Consider the following 15,826-nt stretch of genomic DNA (forward strand, 5'->3'; position numbering starts at 1 on the left):
GCGTATGCTTGCGCCTCGCTTCACGGCAGCCCTTGAAGGTTCGTCCTGATGCATGTCGCCCAAAAGTGGCGTCGGTTTTGGGAGAACGACATGCGCAAAACAACAATTTAGTGCAAGTCGGTGATGTGCCCTAGAACGGGCGGGTTCTGCGGCTGGAACATCTTGCCGCGCTCGGCGATGAAGATCATCAGCAGCGCTGCGACCGAGACGCTGCAGAAACCAGCGGCCAGCGGTGTTACCGTGCCGTTGAAAGCCTGACCGATCAGCGTGCCGAGAATGCCGCCGAGAAACGTCTGCATGAAACCCAGGATGGACGACGCCGTGCCGGCCAGTTGGCCGAGCGGCTCCATGGCCAACGCGTTGAAATTCGCGCCGAGCGCACCGAACGGAAGCATGGCGCTGGCAAAAAAGGCGATGAACAGCCACAGCGGCATCTTCATTTCCAGCGAAACGACCAGCCAGGCAAGGCTGATGACCAGGAACAGCAGCAGCGCGCTCTGCGACAGACGGCGCATGCCGATGCGGCCGACAAGGCGCGAGTTCAGAAAGTTGGAGAAAGCAAGCACGCCGGCAACCCCGGCGAAGATGACCGGGAACATCTCGCCGACGTTGAATATGTCGACATAGATCTGCTGCGCCGAGGCGATGAAGCCGAACATGGCGCCGAAAACGAAGGTGCTGGCGAAGGCATAGCAGATGGCAATGCGGTTGGTGAGCACGATGCGAAAGCCACCGACAATCGAGTTCACGGTCAGCGGCCGGCGATGTTCGGGATGCAATGTTTCAGGCAGGCGCAGCAGCGACCAGGCCGAGACAATCAGCGCACCGACAGCCATGGTGACGAAGATCCAATGCCAGGTCGCAAACAGCATGATGAACTGGCCGATGCCGGGAGCAATGACTGGTATCGCCATGAACACCATGAAGATCAGCGACATCACCTCGGCCATGCGCCGGCCGTCGAACGTATCACGCACAATCGAGACGGCAATGACGCGGGTCGCGGCCGCACCGAGGCCTTGCACGGCCCGGCACAGCAGAAGTGTTTCAAAGCTTGGTGCAACGGCGGCCGCCGCAGCCGCGGCGACATAGATCACCAGCCCGGCGACCAGTGGTGCGCGACGGCCGAAGCGATCCGAGATCGGCCCGAAGAACAGTTGGCCGCCGCCGAAGCCCAGAATGTAGGCCGTTATGACGTACTGCCGGTGGTTTTCATTTTCGACGCCGAGCGAGGCGCCGATCTGCTGCAGAGCCGGCAGCATGATGTCGATGGCCAGCGAATTCAGCGCCATCAGCGCCGCGCACAACGCGATGAACTCCCAGCGTGGAATAGGCAGTTTGCTTGCCGATTGCGGCGCTGATTTTTGCTGGTCCACGGCAAGTCCGATCTTTCAAACGAAAATGCGCCGGGCGGGCCGGCGCATTGGCTCGTCTTGGTCCTGGGTTCAGGACATAAAATTGCCGAGGTGGGGCTGCCCTGGCGTTTGGTGCACGTCACCCGAAACTGTACGGCTGTTTCAGGCAGACGACATGCACGAAAAACAGAAATCAGGCGGCGCCTTTGACGCTGACGCCCTTTTCGACCAGGAATGTCTGGAGTTCTCCCGCCTGGAACATCTCGCGGATGATATCGCAGCCGCCGACGAATTCGCCCTTGACGTAGAGCTGCGGGATCGTCGGCCAGTTGGAATATTCCTTGATGCCCTGGCGCAGTTCGGCGGAGTCCAGAACGTTCACGCCTTTGTAGTCGGCGCCGATATAGTCGAGGATCTGGACGACCTGGCCGGAAAATCCGCATTGCGGGAAACCGGGCGTGCCCTTCATGAAAAGGACGACGTCGTTGCCCTTCACTTCGTTGTCGATGTAGTCGTTGATACCGCTCATGGAATATCCTTTCCCGCCTGTGGGAGTCAGGCTCGAAACATATCCCTTCAAATAAACCCAACGATTGCTCGAAACAAGACATTAGCCGTGCCGTGGCTGAAATGGCGCAAAGGATGGGCCGTGTTGGGCCAAGCAGTCCCCTCGACACCGACTCGTGAGGTTGCGGTCTATATTCCGGCGCGGGTCAGTCGGGAACGCTGGTCTGCAAGGCGAGTGCGTGCAGCACCCCACCCATATTGCCCTTCAGCGCGTCGTAGACCATCTGGTGCTGCTGGACGCGGCTTTTTCCCCGAAAGCTCTCGGCCACCACCTCGGCCGCATAATGGTCGCCGTCGCCGGCGAGGTCGCGAATCGTCACCTTGGCGTCCGGAATGCCGTCCTTGATCAGTTTTTCGATGTCGTGGGCATCCATTGCCATGGCAAAATCCTGTTTCGAGCGCCGGTAGCCGGCCATAAGATGAGAGTCGGGCGAGCCTAAAGCCTTTCCGGTCCGGATTGAAGCCGTTCTGTCCCGCCAAGGGCAAGACGGTTCCGGGAACCTCAGGGAGGACCTAGGCCGGTGGGCTTGCTTCATCCTCAGCAACGTCCTCGCGCGTCGAGAAAGCGCGACCAAGGCTGAAGGCCAGCACATAGAGCGGAACGTTGACAGCCAGGCTGACGATGGGAAGATAACTCGTCATCTGCCAGGCGGTCGAGAAGAACGGTTGTCCGTAACCGTCGCAGACAAGTGACGAGCCGTACTCCCACAACGCCCCGACGACCGCCGCGCTGGCAAAAAGCTTGATGCAGGTGACGATATGCCTTGCCCGTGCCGGATCCGGCGCGAGGCGGCCCCACAGCACCAGGCAGACGATCGGGACCGCGTAGATGAGGTTCTGCAGCGCCAGCATCGGGATGGCGCCGTTGGCCGCGGCAAGAAACTGCACGCGCGTTTCCAGCCGGGCGCAAACCTCGCTCGAGGTCGTCGACAGCAGGAAAAAGACGAACGGCCCGAGGAACCAGAAGAAGAACAGCGACGGCCAGAAAACGACTGCAAGCAGCGCCCGGGCGGCCAGTGTGGTCAACTGGCCTGATCCATGAAGCGCGGGAACCAGCCTTCGTAGGCCCCGGTCAATTCGCTGACCGGGATTGACCGCGCCTCGCCAAGCTTCAGCACGCTGCCGCCGGTTGAGCCGATCCACGGCGCGAAGATGCCGAGTTCGCTCTGCTGCTTGCGAATGGAGTCCCATTCATCGCCATGCGGGTCGATCGACAGCGTCAGCAAATAGCGACCCTGGTCCTCGCCGAACCAGACCGGGATCGGGTCAGTGCCGACGAGCCCGGGAACGGTGGCGCCGATACCTGACGCCATCGCCATTTCGGCCAGAGCCACGGCGATGCCGCCATCGGAAACATCATGCGCCGCCGTGACGATGCCGGATGCGATCAGCGAACGCACGTGGTCGCCGACGCGTTTTTCATGCTCAAGGTCGACCGGCGGCGGCGGGCCATCCGTGCGGCCGTGGATGTCCCTGAAATAGACCGATTGGCCAAGATGCGTTCCCCAGGAGGCGGGCGCGCCAACCAGCAGGATCATCTGGCCTGGCGCCGCAAAGCCAGTCCGCACCATCTTCGACCAGTCGGCGATCAGGCCGACGCCGCCGATGGTCGGTGTCGGCAGAATGCCCTGGCCGTTGGTCTCGTTGTAGAGCGAGACGTTGCCGGAGACGATCGGGAAGCCAAGAGCGCGGCAGGCATCGCCGATGCCTTTCACCGCGCCAACCAGCTGCCCCATGATCTCGGGCCGTTCCGGATTGCCGAAATTGAGGTTGTCGGTGGCCGCCAGCGGCAGAGCGCCGGTGGCGGTCAGGTTGCGCCAGCATTCGGCCACCGCCTGCTTGCCGCCCTCATAGGGGTCAGCCTCGCAATAGCGCGGCGTCACATCGGAGGAGAAGGCGAGCGCCTTGGTCGCATGGCCTTCGACCCGGACCACACCGGCATCGCCGCCTGGAAGCTGCAGCGAATTGCCCTGGATCAGCGTGTCATACTGTTCCCAGACCCAACGGCGCGAGGACAGGTCGGGGCCGCCGAGCAGCTTCAGCAGCGCATCGGCAACATCGGCCTGCGGAACGTCATTGGCGGCCAGCGGCGCAGGCTTCTTCGGCTCGACCCACGGCCGGTCATACTCGGGTGCCTTGTCGCCGAGATCCTTGATCGGCAGGTTGGCGACCTCGTCGCCCTGGTGCAGCACGCGGAAGCGCAGATCGTCGGTGGTCTTGCCGACGATGGCGAAGTCGAGCCCCCATTTGTGGAAGATCGCCTCGGCTTCCTTTTCTTTTTCCGGGCGCAGCACCATCAGCATGCGCTCCTGGCTTTCCGAAAGCATCATTTCGTAGGCGCTCATGCGCTCTTCGCGCACCGGCACCTTGTCGAGATCGAGCTCGATGCCGAGGTCGCCCTTAGCGCCCATTTCGACCGCCGAGCAAGTGAGGCCGGCAGCACCCATGTCCTGGATGGCGATGACGGCGCCCGAGGCCATCAGTTCGAGGCAGGCTTCCAGCAGGCACTTTTCGGTGAAGGGGTCGCCGACCTGAACGGTCGGGCGCTTCTCGTCGATCTTGTCGTCGAATTCGGCCGAGGCCATTGTGGCGCCGCCGACGCCGTCGCGGCCGGTTTTGGCACCGAGATAGACGACCGGCAGGCCGACGCCCTTGGCTTCCGATAGGAAGATCGCGTCGGTCTTGGCCAGGCCCGCTGCAAAAGCGTTGACCAGGATGTTGCCGTTGTAGCGGGCGTCGAAATTGACCTCGCCGCCGACCGTCGGCACGCCGAAGGCGTTGCCATAGCCGCCGACACCGGAGACCACGCCCGAAACGAGATGCCTGGTCTTGGGGTGGTCAGGCGCGCCAAAGCGCAACGCATTCATCGCCGCGATCGGCCGCGCGCCCATGGTGAAGACGTCGCGCAGGATGCCGCCGACGCCGGTCGCGGCACCTTGGTAGGGCTCGATGTAGGACGGGTGGTTGTGGCTCTCCATCTTGAAGACGACGCAGTCGCCATCGCCGATGTCGACCACGCCGGCATTCTCGCCCGGTCCCTGGATGACGCGCGGGCCGGTGGTGGGCAGCGTGCGCAACCACTTCTTCGAGGATTTGTAGGAGCAGTGCTCATTCCACATCGCCGAGAAGATGCCGAGTTCGGTGAAGCTCGGCTCGCGCCCGACAAGGTCGAGAATGCGCTGATACTCGTCGGGCTTCAGCCCGTGCGCGGCAATGAGCTCGGGGGTGATCGGCACGGAATTGGAAATGGTCATGGGCGGCGATTTGTATCCGGGGCGTTGGGATTTGAGTCCCGTCTTATCGCAAGCTTGGGAGCCAATACACCCCATCGGATGCTGAAAAACAACGGAAAGCTACAAGGTGACGACGGGCGCGACGAGATCGCGGGTCGTGGGGGAACGTTGTTGTCTGTTTGTGAAGGCTTCTGCACCGCCATTGGGGAACGGGATGACATTCCGGCCGTTAAGTCTCCAACCAATCGGGAGATTTGGACCATGGCCACCAAGCAGGGCAAGAAAGACAATCGCCTCTCGGACAAGGAGGCTATGCATATCGCGGAGACCACCGACGTTTCACCTGGGCAGGCCAAGGAGCTGGCTGAGAAGCACGGGAAAGACAACGCCGAGAAGGAAGCCAAGAACTTCAAGGCAGAGGGCTGATCTGAGAGCCATGGAGGGGCTGCTCTGCGCCAAACCGACGCTTATTAATGGGCCTGTCAGTCGCGAGTTGGCTCACGAGAAGCTGTCGTAGCCGGCGCGGCCTTCATCCAGCAGACGCCGGATCACCGCGACGCCTTCAGCGATGTCCTTGCGTTGTTTCGGCTGTGAAATACCGAAGCGGATGCCGTGGAAAGTCTGCTCGGAGCGACCGGCCTTGAACTGGTCCTCGTCATTGATCAGCACGCCGTGCTCGAGGCAAGCATTCTTGAAGGTGCCGGAAAGCCACGGGTCGGGCAAAGTCAGCCAGACAAAGGGCACCTTGTCGTGCGACTTGAACGCGAAGCCGGCCAAAGTCTCGCGCACGATCGCGATGCGGGCGCTGATTTCGGCGATGCTGCGCTTGCGGATATCGCCGGCCTGACCGGAAAGCACCAAGCGGGCATTCACCTCCGCCAGCAGGAAGGGCATCCCGCCGGTCATCATCTTGTGGGCGACACGGATGCGGTGGCGGTAGGCGGGCGGGCAGGAGAGCCAGCCGCCGCGCACACCGGCCGCGACCGACTTCGACAGGCCGCCGGCGACAATGGTGCGTTCAGGGGCATACTCGGCCAGCAACGGCGTCGGATCATCGGTGAGGTGGCCATAGAGATCGTCCTCGATGAGAACGACATTGTATTCGCGTGCGACGCGCGCGATTGCTTCGCGGCGCGCCGCCGACAAGGTCACCAGTGTCGGATTCTGCACCGTCGGCATCAGGAAGATCATCTTGGGATGCTTTTGCGCGCAGACGCGCTCGAAATCCTGGGGATCGATGCCTTCATCGTCCGATGCCACCAAGGCCGTCCGCCGGCCGATCAGACCGGCGCTGCGGGAAATCTGTGAATAGGTGAGGTGCTCGAAGGCGACATAGTCGCCCGGCGTGGTCAGCGCGGCGATCGCTGCCATCACCGCGGCATGGGTGCCGAGCGTCGGGACAATGGCGTCGGCATTTGGGTGAAACGAATTGCGCGACAGCCAACGGGCGCCGGCTTCGTACCAGCGGTCGGGAAAATCCCTGACGTAGCTTGAAATCTCATGTGGATGGTCCTGCGCCACGCGCGACAGGACATCGGAGACATCAGCGCCCTGGCCGACGTCGGGCGCCGCCATGCTGTCGAAACGCAGCTCGCCGCGCGGTGCATCGATAGTGCGTGTGCCTTCGCCGCTGACGTCCGGAGCCAGGAAGTCCGGTTTTGCGCCATCGGCGCGCTGGCCGAGCACATAGGTTCCGCGCCCGACTTCGCCGCTGACCAGCCCGCGCTCGCGCAGCAATTGATAGGCCCGGCCGACGGTGCCGACGGTGGTGCCGATGTCGTAGGCGAGGTCGCGCTGCGGTGGCAGCTTTGCGCCGGCATCGATCACGCCCCGATCGATGTCCGTTTCGATGGAATCCGCCAGCCGCTGATACAGCGGGCCGGAGCCGGCAGTGAGATCTGGAAGCCAATTTGTCATGGTGACAATTTTCTATATTGCGTCGAATTCTGAGTCAATACATATCAATCGCGTGCCAAAAGGGTACAATTTAGAATTCTGGTAGAAAGAAAATGAATACAATCGCGACAATTCGTCATTCGAGCGCCGCGTTATCAGGTCAATCGACACGCCCATCGGGCCGGCGCGGCTTTGTCAGCCGTCTGGTGCGCCTGGTCAGATCGCTGGCGAGATGGATCGACAGCCTGCTGGAGCGCCGACGCAGCCGGCTGGCGCTGCTGGAAATGACCGACGACCAGCTCAAGGATATCGGCATTTCGCGCTGCGATGCCCACCTCGAGGGCATCAGGCCGTTCTGGGACTGAAGCTAGCGGAGTTTTGGAGCCCTGGTGCGTGCAACGCCATGGTCTGCAAGGACGGCGACCACGCACAGCACGAGAAAAAGTCCGGTGATGGCCAGCGCCGAGATGGCGACGCTGGCTGCGCCATTCTTGGCGACGTCGAGGAAGGGGTAGGGCACCTCGCCGGCAAACGGCGCCCGCGCCAGCGCATAGATCAGATAGGCGATGGGATAGAGCACCCACCAGGAAATGTCGCTCCAGCGCGTCCGACCGTCAGTGCCTGATATCAGCCACCACAGCACGAACAGCACCGGCGTCACATAATGCAGCAGGACGTCGCAGAGCAGGAACAGTCCCTGCGGTTGCCAAAGCTGTGCAAGGACCGTGGCATAGATGGTGAAGACCAGCGCGATCGAAACCGCGACGCCAGCGCGCATCCGCGGCCCGGCGAAGGCGGGCAACCACGCATAGCCGGAGGGCGACAGCAGCGACGTATACACCAGCACTGCACCGATGTTGGTCAGGATGGTGAAGAAGCTGAGCAGGAAGACGATGGAGCCAAGCAGGCTGCGGCCGGCTTCCATCGACGCCGGAATGGTGATGCAGAACTGCAGGACGAGCCCGGCCAGACCGATGACCAGACCCGCAATCTGCAGGAACCGGCCCATGGGCTAGGCCGTCGCGGCGCAGGCCGGATTGCCGGCTTGCCAGCGGGCGATGTCAGAGCCAATGCGGGCGCCGAGCGGGTCGTTCATCAACGGACCGAACGCATCGACGCGGCTTGAATTGCCTTGCGCCTGCACGACCAGCAGCGGTTTGCCGCCATAGTGCTTGGCCGGCACCAGCAGGAAACGCGGTGTGCCGCTGAACGAATTCAGTTCGTTGGCCATCTGATACTGTTTGAAGGCCGGGTCCTTGCTAGCGATCCAGCATTTGTGGGCCGCTATCGCCACTTGTTCCATAGCCAGAAGCGCTGCACTTTTGCCTGACGGGACTGGCGTGCTCTTCGGCGTCGATTGGCAGGATGCCAAGGCGAAACCGGCCGCGGCAACCAGCGCGATCGTCTTGCTCCTGATCAAGCGGCACCCATCTCAAGTTCGGACAGAAAGATCTTCGAACCGTCGGTCATCTCGCCCCACACCCGCGACAATGCCGGATGCTGCGAGGCGATCTGCTCATAGGCATCGAATTTGGGATAGGCGTCGAGCAGGTCGTGGCGCCCTGTCATGGCCCGGAAATTGTTGAAAATGAACCGCGTCGGCGTCAGCCATGCATCGGCGAAACTGATGTCGTCACCGAGCGCGAAAGGCCCTTGCGCCATGCGCGCCTCGATTGCCGCCAGCCCGTGATGCAGGCGGGCGAATTGGGCGTCGATCTCGGCATTGTTTCGCTTCGGCACGAAATGAAGCTCGAAAAGCTTCATCGTCGGGGTCAGCACATCGAGATCGGTGATACGGGCGAACATGCGCACCAGCGCACGGTCCTTGGAGTCGGGCGGCAGCAGCGCCGGTTCCGGAAACCGTTCCTCGAGATATTCGGCGATGACCACCGACTCGACGATCGTTTCGCCCGACCCGGTGATCAGCACCGGAATCCGGTTCATCGGTGAGATGGCGCGAAACGCTTCAGGGATCGGAAAACCCGGTGGCGGCGCGATGATCTTGAGCGGTACATCCTTGATGTAGGCTAGTGCCCGCACGATCGACGAGTAGGGCGACAACGGCCGCGAATAGAGTTTCATGACCGTCTCTCTCCCCAATGAATCGGACTTGCCCTGATAAAGAGACAGGAATGTCCGGCTGTTTTCAAGCTGTTCGCTTCGATGACGTCAGGCAGCGATGCCGAGGACACTTTCGAACAGTCCACGGCCGTCCGTGCCGCCATGGGCTGCTTCGATCAGGTTTTCCGGGTGCGGCATCAGGCCGAGCACATTGCCCTGGCTGTTGACGATGCCGGCAATGTCATTGATCGAGCCATTGGGGTTGGTGCCGTCCGCATAGCGGAACACCACCTGGCCTTCGCCTTCGAGGCGGGCAAGTGTGTCGGCATCGGCGAAATAATTGCCGTCATGATGCGCCACCGGCGAGCGGATGATCTGGCCCGGCTGGTAGCGGCGGGTGAACATGGTGTTGGCGTTGGTGATCTCGAGTTTCACCTGCCGGCAGACGAATTTCAGCGAGGTGTTGCGCATCAATGCGCCCGGCAGCAAGCCGGCCTCGACCAGGATCTGAAAACCGTTGCAGACGCCGATGACCGTGACGCCCGCGGCTGCCTTTTCGGCAACCGCCCGCATGACCGGCATGCGCGCCGCGATCGCGCCGCAGCGAAGATAGTCGCCGAAGGAAAAGCCGCCCGGAATGGCGATCAGGTCGACATCGGGGATTTCGGTGTCAGTCTGCCAGACGGTGACCGGCGGTGTTCCGGAAATCTTGGTCAGCGCCGCGATCATATCGCGGTCGCGATTGAGGCCGGGCAGGAGGACGACGGCTGATTTCATGGCAGTTCCCGTTCGAGCATCTGAACCAGATACCGGGGTGAAACGTGGTTGGTCAACCAGACACGGTTGTCGGAGAGAAGAATAATGCCCCGTTCCTGGTCATGGCTGCCGAGTCGGCGCGCAGGATAACACTTTCCGGCGTGGGATTGCGTTTGGAAAGTTTCACGCTCGTTCAAATCACGCGGCTTTTCCGGTGAACGCGCGGAAGTCGCTGGAACAAAGCCATCGATCAAGATCTGTAGCTGCGAAACGTCCAATGATGGGCTGGGATTCTCACTATTGATCAAGTCTGGGCTCGCCTTCGAAGTGTCCGAGACGCTCTCTGAAGATTTTTATACAGTATGAATCCGGGATTTTAACGTCTGCAGCAGCATAAGGACGATGGCTGCAAACGACTTGAGACTCCGGTGGACAACGGCAAGATCAAAGAACGCGAGGACATTCGACGCTCCATGTGGGTGTCGGCGACGATCGTGGCGTCGCTCGGCGCGTTCGCATTCATGCTGATGTGGAACGCCAGCCCTTCCACGGGGGAGCTTTTTTCAAAGTGGCTTTCCCTCCATACGAGCCTCGGCGCCTGTGCCGTCTCGTTCACACGCCTGTTTCTCATGACCACGATCATTTCAGTCGGCCTCGGCGTCATTTCTGCAGGGATGATCATATCGGATGCGATTGATGTCTTTACCTACAAGAGGCGCTTTCGCGCCTACCGCGCGCTTTTTCTGACTGGAGCGGGCCTTACGGCATTCTTGTTGTTGCCGCTTGTTTCGGGGGACGGTGTCTGGAACGCGGGTGGTCGTCACGGCTTGTCTCGGATTGATTTCGCAAACGCCTGTATTGCTAGCCATCACACCACCTTTCATCGGTTGCATTGGCACCTTCTGATGGTCGCGCTTGTGGGTTGGTTCAACATAATGGTGTTGATGGGCCTGCAGCGCGCGATCGCCGACGGGCGCGATCCGAGCCAGCTTTCTGACGATCCTCGGACCCGGGAAATACAGTTGCGAACCCTGGAATGGGCTCAGCGACGCAGGGCAAGCGGGCGAATCGCGGTCAAGGTTGCAATGACTGCCCTGGCGGCGGCGTTGTTTTACGCCGGCGCATGGTCAATGAAGCCGGCCGTCCTCCGCTTCATTCACACGTTCACTTGGGAGCGGCAAAAGGCGAACGTGGTCGAGACTGGCATGCAATGTGTGCTGGAAGTGAAAGTCAGGCGCGACTGGGTAGAGCGGTCTCGCGCCGATTGCTCTTCAGATGCCGCGAGGGCTGCTCCGGCCTTGGCGCCGGGAGAGGGTGCTTGGCGCATCACGAAAATTCCCACCGCAAGGCTCATCTATCGCGCTCCGGGTGGTGGCGAGTATTCGTTTGACGTGGCAGGAGATTATTATGTGAAGATGCCCACATCGGTCGGCACCGAGATCGAGGTGTTGCGAAATCCGGCCAGTCCCGAAGGGATCGACAAGGTTTTCGACGGCGGTGATGTCAAACGAATGTTCTACAAACTGCTCGCGATTATCGCTGGCGCCGTCGCGATCTATTATTTGTGGATTCGCAGGCCGCGCAGTCCACGCCCGATCTAGACGGGATTATCGCCCGCCAGCTGGCGGGCGCTGTCGACGTCACCCCAGCGTCACACTATAATTCTCGATCACCGTGTTCGCCAGCAGCTTGTCGCACATGGCCTTGAGGTCCGCTTCGGCCTTGGCCTTGTCGCTTTCCGCCAGCTCGATGTCGAATACCTTGCCCTGCCGTACCGCGCCGACGCCGCCGAAGCCCAGGCCGGACAATGCGTGTTCTATCGCCTTGCCTTGCGGGTCGAGCACGCCGTTCTTGAGGGTGACGGTAATGCGGGCCTTGATCACGCTGGACATGCTCCTGTTCTGACTATCGGGTTGCAAGCCGCTATCAGTGCGGCTTGCCTTTGATGCCTTCGGTCGAGGCGACAAGCACAGGGCCGGTCGGGCGCGGCGGCTCGTTCTCGTTCATGATGCCGAGGCGGCGGGCAACTTCCTGGTAGGCTTCGACAAGGCCGCCCATGTCGCGGCGGAAACGGTCCTTGTCGAGCTTGTCCTGCGTCGCCACGTCCCACAGGCGGCAGGAGTCCGGCGAAATCTCGTCAGCGACGACGATGCGCATCATGTCGCCCTCGAACAGGCGGCCGCATTCGATCTTGAAGTCGACGAGCTGGATGCCGACGCCCATGAACAGGCCGGAGAGGAAGTCGTTGACACGGATGGCCAACGCCATCACGTCGTCGATCTCCTGCGGGCTTGCCCAGCCGAATGCGGTGATGTGCTCTTCCGACACCATCGGATCGTCGAGCGCATCGGCCTTGTAGTAGAATTCGATGATCGAGCGCGGCAGAACCGTGCCTTCCTCGATGCCGAGACGCTTGGACAGCGAACCGGCTGCGACATTGCGCACCACCACTTCGAGCGGAATGATCTCGACTTCCTTGATCAGCTGCTCGCGCATGTTCAGCCGGCGGATGAAGTGGGTCGGAATGCCCATGCGGTTGAGATGGTTGAAAATGTACTCGGAAATGCGGTTGTTGAGGACGCCCTTGCCGTCGATGACCTCGTGTTTCTTCTTATTGAACGCGGTTGCATCATCCTTGAAGAACTGGATAAGCGTGCCCGGTTCGGGTCCCTCATAGAGGATCTTGGCCTTGCCTTCATAAATGCGGCGGCGATTTTTCATCTGATTTTTCTCTGGGGTTTCGGACAGGCGGTATCAGACCATTTTCTGTCCGTCTGCCTGAAATAGTGCGGCTACGGTGGGGTTCAATGCCGGGTCTATCCCAATCACATCGTTTGCTCAATCGGCAAATCCTTCCAATCAACCGCTTTCGGGACTGAAATGCCGCAGCGCAGCATGCGATGAAGCGTATTGACCGGCCCGCGACCTTTTGGTTTGTGCTTTGGCAACACACATATTCACTGCCAACGAATCGAATTTGACCCGGAGGGACGCCATGAGCAGCATGAAAGACCGCGAAGAGGGCTTCGAGCGCAAATTTGCTTTCGACGAGGAACTTCGGTTCAAGGCCTCGGCGCGCCGCAACAAGGCGCTCGGCCTGTGGGCCGCCGAAAAGCTCGGAAAGTCGGGCGCCGACGCCGACGCCTATGCCAAGGAAGTGGTTGTTTCCGACATCGAGGAAGCCGGCGACCACGACGTGTTCCGCAAGATCCGCAAGGATTTCGATGCGGCCGGCGTCGACCAGTCGGACCATCAGATCCGTCGTACCATGGACGAGTTGATGGCGCAGGCGATCGAGCAGATCAAGAACACCTGATCCGGGCCAAAGCCGGTTCCGCAAAAGTGTCCCACGGTTTTTGCGACAGAGAACCTGCGACAGACAAAGAATGACTGGACCAATCGACCGCCCGGCCTATCCGGGCGGTTTTTCTTTGCCTTTGCCGCGGTTTCCGGCTGAAACTGCTGATGTTAACGAGGAAAGAGTCCATGTCCCTGAAGTCCCGCCTTGCGGCCGATGAAACGCTGTTCACCGCATGGTCCGGTGTGCCGGATGCCTTGACCGTCGAAATCGTCGCCAAGCAGGGTTTCGACGCCGTTACGCTCGACATGCAGCATGGCGGTCATCACGAGGACAGCGTGCTGCGTGGCCTGGTGCCGGTGCTCGCTGCCGGCAAGCCGGCGCTGGTGCGCATTCCTGTCGGCCGTTTCGACATGGCGAGCCGCGCGCTCGACTTCGGCGCCGAGGCTGTCATTGCGCCGATGGTGAACTCGGTTGCCGACGCAAAACTGTTCGCAGCCGCGATGAAATATCCGCCGCTCGGCGAGCGCTCCTGGGGGCCGACCTACGCTTTTCCGCGCCACGGCAAGGGCGACCAGGCCGACTGGCTGCGCGACTCCAACCAGCGCACCATGGCTTTCGCCATGGTCGAGACGCGGGCGGCCCTTGATGCGCTCGATGGCATCCTCGACACGCCGGGCATCGACGGCATCTTCCTCGGACCATCGGATTTCTCGATCGCCTGGAGCAATGGCGCCACGATCAATTCGACGCTGGAAAGCATGATGGAGACGGTGGCTTCGGTCGCCGAGCGCACCCGCAAGGCCGGAAAGCACGCCGCGATCTATGTCGTCGAGCCGGCAATTGCCGGCCGTGTCGTGTCGATGGGCTACCGCCTGCTGGCCATGGGCTCGGAACACGCGCTGATCGGGCTCGGCGCAAAAACCCTGATCAAGAGCGTCAGGGATTCGATCGACTCCTGAAGACGCTCAGGCCTTCAGATCCGTCAGGAATTTGGCGAAGGTCATCGAACCTTCGGGCCACGGCCCGAAGCCCGAATCCGCGTTGAGGTGACCGGTCTCGCCGGCATCGATGAACAGTGAGCCCCACGCCCCGGCAATGTCCTCGGCGACATCGAAGGCGCAGAACGGGTCGTTGCGGCTGGCGATGACGATGGATGGAAAAGGCAGCGGCTCGCGCGGGTAGGGACCGAAGGTCATCAGATGCCTCGGCTTGACCTTGGGATTGGCGACATCGGGCGGCGCCACGAAGAAGGCCCCGGCAACCGGCTTCCTGAACTGCGCAATGGCTTGCACCGCCGCGGCGACACCAAGCGAGTGCGCGACCAGGACGACCGGTTTCTCGGCCTCGTTGACGGCCTTGGCCACGCTCGCCGTCCAGTCCTCACGCACCGGCTTCGACCATTCCGTTTGCTCGACGCGGCGCGCCGTCGACAGCTTCGACTGCCATCGGCTCTGCCAATGATCGGGGCCGGAATTGGTGTAACCCGGCACGACGAGAATATCTGCGTCTCTAACCTTCATGACGCTGAGATAGCGAGCAGCGCCGCTTCGTGCAACGGGCACGAACAGCGCTCTTGATCACAATAGTGAACACGATGTTCGCTTCTTCGCGTCTTGTGTGAACGATGCCGATGGACGATCTGTGGTCAGGAAAAGAAACAGCCGTGTGCGGGAACCCTGACTTTGGAACTGACACGACGTACAATGATTGGCGGCGCGGGGCTTCTCGCCCTGGGAGTTTCATCGCAAGCCGGTCGAACGGAGCATCTGATGAGTGAACTGCCTTTTGCCGCCACCACCCCGGTCAGCGTTGCCCGCGTCGGGTTGAAGGCACGCGACGCCGAAAGTCTTGCCGCATATTATCGCAAAGTTGTTGGTCTGCAGGAGTTGAGTCGCGCCGATGGTGCGATCACGCTGGGCGCCGCCAACCGTCCGCTGCTGGTCATCGAGGCCGATCCTTCGGCCAAGCCGGATGATCCGCGTAGCGCCGGCCTCTTCCATACAGCCTTCCTGCTGCCCAGCCGCGCCGATCTCGGCCGCTGGATCAACCACGCCATATCAGACAAGATTACTATCGAGGGCGCTTCCGACCATCTGGTCAGCGAAGCGCTGTACCTGACCGATCCCGAAGGCAACGGCATCGAGATCTATGCAGATCGCCTCCCCAAGGACTGGAAGTGGAATGGCGACAAGATAGCCATGGCGACGGAGCGGCTGAACATCCCGTCCGTCGTTGCCGAAGTACCGGCAGGTGATGCCGGCTGGCAGGGCGCGCCGGAAAACAGCATTGTCGGCCATGTCCACCTGCGCGTAGGCAAGCCGGAAGACGCCGAAGCCTGGTGGAACCAGGAATTCGGCTTCGACACGGTGGCCAAATATGGTGGCCAGGCGGTGTTCCTGTCGTCGGGCGGCTATCACCATCACATCGGCGCCAACGCCTGGCAGAGTTCGGGCGCCGGCCGCCGCGATTCCACCCGGTCTGGTCTGGCCTGGGTCGAAATGCGTTCGGACAATGTGACGAGCCCGGTAACCCGTGAAGATCCCTGGGGCACGGTGATCAGGGCTGTTCCCGGCAAGGCCTGACCGGCCTCCGGAACATCAAACAAAAAAGAGGTCCGCCGGCTATGGCCTGCGGACCTCTTTTTATTCCGGACGTGT

19 protein-coding genes are annotated in these 15,826 nt (G+C 61.4%); 6 read left to right on the forward strand and 13 right to left on the reverse strand.

Going from position 1 to position 15,826, the window contains the following annotated elements; genetic code table 11:
- Positions 1-107: 107 nt before the first annotated feature.
- From C8D77_RS26460 to purL, 5 genes are all read right to left on the reverse strand, one after another.
- The gene (locus C8D77_RS26460; protein ID WP_109669630.1) at positions 108-1,376 is read right to left on the reverse strand and encodes a multidrug effflux MFS transporter; all 1,269 of its coding nucleotides are present in this window, start codon (positions 1,374-1,376) and stop codon (positions 108-110) included.
- 172 nt (positions 1,377-1,548) lie between these two features.
- On the reverse strand, positions 1,549-1,884 hold the full coding sequence (gene grxD / locus C8D77_RS26465; RefSeq protein ID WP_006332883.1) for a Grx4 family monothiol glutaredoxin: 336 nt from the start codon (positions 1,882-1,884) through the stop codon (positions 1,549-1,551).
- Positions 1,885-2,068: 184 nt separating this feature from the next.
- Complete coding sequence (locus C8D77_RS26470; protein ID WP_010909092.1) at positions 2,069-2,302, reverse strand: BolA/IbaG family iron-sulfur metabolism protein; 234 nt, start codon at positions 2,300-2,302, stop codon at positions 2,069-2,071.
- A gap of 133 nt (positions 2,303-2,435) precedes the next feature.
- Positions 2,436-2,948 (reverse strand): hypothetical protein, encoded by a 513-nt coding sequence (locus tag C8D77_RS26475; protein WP_109669632.1) that lies wholly within the window; start codon positions 2,946-2,948, stop codon positions 2,436-2,438.
- Positions 2,945-5,176: a phosphoribosylformylglycinamidine synthase subunit PurL gene (gene purL, locus C8D77_RS26480; protein ID WP_109669635.1), complete on the reverse strand. Its 2,232-nt coding sequence runs from the start codon at positions 5,174-5,176 to the stop codon at positions 2,945-2,947. The genes C8D77_RS26475 and purL overlap by 4 nt, the downstream gene beginning before the upstream one ends.
- Before the next feature lie 78 nt (positions 5,177-5,254).
- On the opposite strand from purL, the gene C8D77_RS38090 reads away from it, so the two are divergent.
- Positions 5,255-5,581, forward strand: coding sequence for a hypothetical protein (locus C8D77_RS38090; protein ID WP_109669637.1), 327 nt, complete (start codon positions 5,255-5,257; stop codon positions 5,579-5,581).
- Positions 5,582-5,653: 72 nt separating this feature from the next.
- Here C8D77_RS38090 and C8D77_RS26490 read toward each other — a convergent pair whose 3' ends face one another.
- Positions 5,654-7,072: an aminotransferase-like domain-containing protein gene (locus tag C8D77_RS26490; protein ID WP_109669639.1), complete on the reverse strand. Its 1,419-nt coding sequence runs from the start codon at positions 7,070-7,072 to the stop codon at positions 5,654-5,656.
- Between the two features lie 92 nt (positions 7,073-7,164).
- Between C8D77_RS26490 and C8D77_RS26495 the strand changes: the two genes are divergently transcribed.
- Entirely contained in the window at positions 7,165-7,416 is a 252-nt protein-coding gene (locus C8D77_RS26495) for a DUF1127 domain-containing protein (protein ID WP_109669642.1), read from the forward strand.
- A gap of 2 nt (positions 7,417-7,418) precedes the next feature.
- Here the strand turns inward: C8D77_RS26495 and C8D77_RS26500 are convergent, their stop codons facing one another.
- The 4 genes from C8D77_RS26500 to purQ all read right to left on the reverse strand — a co-directional run bounded on the left by C8D77_RS26500 (position 7,419) and on the right by purQ (position 9,889).
- Positions 7,419-8,060, reverse strand: coding sequence for a Pr6Pr family membrane protein (locus C8D77_RS26500; protein WP_109669645.1), 642 nt, complete (start codon positions 8,058-8,060; stop codon positions 7,419-7,421).
- 3 nt (positions 8,061-8,063) lie between these two features.
- Positions 8,064-8,471 carry a hypothetical protein gene (locus C8D77_RS26505; RefSeq protein ID WP_109669647.1) on the reverse strand — a complete coding sequence of 136 codons (408 nt, stop codon included), beginning with the start codon at positions 8,469-8,471 and terminating at the stop codon, positions 8,064-8,066.
- On the reverse strand, positions 8,468-9,133 hold the full coding sequence (locus C8D77_RS26510; protein WP_109669650.1) for a glutathione S-transferase family protein: 666 nt from the start codon (positions 9,131-9,133) through the stop codon (positions 8,468-8,470). Before C8D77_RS26510 ends, C8D77_RS26505 begins: the two co-directional genes overlap by 4 nt.
- Positions 9,134-9,220: 87 nt before the next feature.
- Positions 9,221-9,889, reverse strand: coding sequence for a phosphoribosylformylglycinamidine synthase subunit PurQ (gene purQ, locus C8D77_RS26515; RefSeq protein ID WP_109669652.1), 669 nt, complete (start codon positions 9,887-9,889; stop codon positions 9,221-9,223).
- Between the two features lie 407 nt (positions 9,890-10,296).
- Here purQ and C8D77_RS26520 point away from each other — a divergent pair, with 407 nt between their 5' ends.
- Positions 10,297-11,469 carry a hypothetical protein gene (locus tag C8D77_RS26520; protein WP_109669655.1) on the forward strand — a complete coding sequence of 391 codons (1,173 nt, stop codon included), beginning with the start codon at positions 10,297-10,299 and terminating at the stop codon, positions 11,467-11,469.
- A 39-nt stretch (positions 11,470-11,508) separates the two neighbouring features.
- Here the strand turns inward: C8D77_RS26520 and purS are convergent, their stop codons facing one another.
- Positions 11,509-11,751: a phosphoribosylformylglycinamidine synthase subunit PurS gene (purS, locus tag C8D77_RS26525; protein WP_109669834.1), complete on the reverse strand. Its 243-nt coding sequence runs from the start codon at positions 11,749-11,751 to the stop codon at positions 11,509-11,511.
- Positions 11,752-11,794: 43 nt separating this feature from the next.
- Positions 11,795-12,589, reverse strand: coding sequence for a phosphoribosylaminoimidazolesuccinocarboxamide synthase (gene purC / locus C8D77_RS26530; RefSeq protein WP_056594372.1), 795 nt, complete (start codon positions 12,587-12,589; stop codon positions 11,795-11,797).
- 274 nt (positions 12,590-12,863) lie between these two features.
- Between purC and C8D77_RS26535 the strand changes: the two genes are divergently transcribed.
- Positions 12,864-13,184 (forward strand): DUF1476 domain-containing protein, encoded by a 321-nt coding sequence (locus C8D77_RS26535; RefSeq protein WP_056562205.1) that lies wholly within the window; start codon positions 12,864-12,866, stop codon positions 13,182-13,184.
- A gap of 170 nt (positions 13,185-13,354) precedes the next feature.
- Positions 13,355-14,128 (forward strand): HpcH/HpaI aldolase family protein, encoded by a 774-nt coding sequence (locus C8D77_RS26540; RefSeq protein ID WP_109669658.1) that lies wholly within the window; start codon positions 13,355-13,357, stop codon positions 14,126-14,128.
- 6 nt (positions 14,129-14,134) lie between these two features.
- Here the strand turns inward: C8D77_RS26540 and C8D77_RS26545 are convergent, their stop codons facing one another.
- Positions 14,135-14,689 carry an RBBP9/YdeN family alpha/beta hydrolase gene (locus C8D77_RS26545; RefSeq protein WP_109669661.1) on the reverse strand — a complete coding sequence of 185 codons (555 nt, stop codon included), beginning with the start codon at positions 14,687-14,689 and terminating at the stop codon, positions 14,135-14,137.
- 249 nt (positions 14,690-14,938) lie between these two features.
- Here C8D77_RS26545 and C8D77_RS26550 point away from each other — a divergent pair, with 249 nt between their 5' ends.
- The gene (locus C8D77_RS26550) at positions 14,939-15,751 is read left to right on the forward strand and encodes a VOC family protein (protein WP_109669664.1); all 813 of its coding nucleotides are present in this window, start codon (positions 14,939-14,941) and stop codon (positions 15,749-15,751) included.
- Positions 15,752-15,826 lie beyond the last annotated feature (75 nt).

This window comes from Mesorhizobium loti (genome assembly GCF_003148495.1).
Lineage (GTDB): Bacteria > Pseudomonadota > Alphaproteobacteria > Rhizobiales > Rhizobiaceae > Mesorhizobium > Mesorhizobium loti.